Source organism: Nonomuraea sp. NPDC050202 (assembly GCF_040656115.1).
GTDB lineage: Bacteria > Actinomycetota > Actinomycetes > Streptosporangiales > Streptosporangiaceae > Nonomuraea.
Genome location: NZ_JBFALF010000125.1, coordinates 1 through 1065 on the forward strand (window position 1 = coordinate 1; position 1065 = coordinate 1065).

At 69.4% G+C, this 1065-nt stretch carries 1 protein-coding gene; it reads right to left on the minus strand.

Annotation, left to right across the window (positions count from 1 at the left end):
• Window positions 1–700, minus strand: a 700-nt coding sequence (locus AB0I79_RS63325; protein ID WP_357896404.1) for a serine hydrolase domain-containing protein, incomplete at its 3' end; no start/stop codon positions are given.
• Between the last annotated feature and the right edge of the window lie 365 nt (window positions 701–1065).

Consider the following 1065-nt stretch of genomic DNA (forward strand, 5'->3'; position numbering starts at 1 on the left):
GGTCAAGCTGGCCGGCGGGCACGTGGAAGCCGGTGTCGGCCATGCCGAGGGGCTCGAAGATGCGCTCGCGCAGGAACTCCTCGAACGACTGGCCGGTGACCCGGGAGACCAGGACGCCGACCAGGTCGCTGCTGATCTGGTACTGCCACTGCTCGCCGGGCTGGTGCATCAGCGGCAGCTCGCCCAGGCGGCGCATCCACTCGTCCTGCTCGGGTACCTCGGTCGGCAGGTTCGGCGTCAGTCCCCGCTCGAAGATGGCGTTCAGGATCGGGGTGCCCAGCGCCGTCATGTCCATGCCGAGGCCGAAGGTGGAGGTGAGCACGTCGCGGACGGTGATCGGGCGGCGGGCCGGCACGGTGTCGTCCAGCTCGGCGTCCATCCGGGTGAGTACCTGGCGGTTGGCCAGCTCGGGCAGCCACGGGTCGACCACGTCGTCCAGCCGCAGCCGGCACTCGTCCAGCAGCACCATCGCCGCCGCGATCGAGACCGGCTTGGAGGTGGAGGCCATCCGGAAGATCGTGTCCCGCCGCATCGGCGCGCCACCGTCGTGCCGCATCGTGCCCAGCGCCTCGACGTGCGTCCGACCGCCACGGCTGACCAGCGCCACCAGCCCCGGGATCCTGCCGGAATCGACATGCCGCGCCAGCACCTCACGCAGCCTGCGCAGACCCGACGTGGTGAAACCGTCGTTACTCATCATGAATCTCCTTATGAATGCTGGGTCTTGGTTCCCGGCCCTTGTGCGTCGCTCATGGGCTTTCATGAGCGGCGCACGAGGGCCGGGGAGATCGGATGGCCCGGTTCGCCGGGCCGTTGATGACGTTCACGATCGCCGACCGCTCTGATACCGGCCTGTCGCGGCTCTGACGCGGTCACTGACACGCCGCGGCGTGCGGTCGGTGTGGAGGTGCTCGTCCGCGCCGGCGGGCGAGCCTGCACTCCTCGGCTCTGCCTACTCGGCCTGGCCGTCGCCGAACACTGCCTGGATGAGCTGCTGGTTGGCCTGCTGGAAGGCGGCGCCCATGGACAGGGCGGGGTCGTCGATGTAGTTGAGTGTGGCGGTCA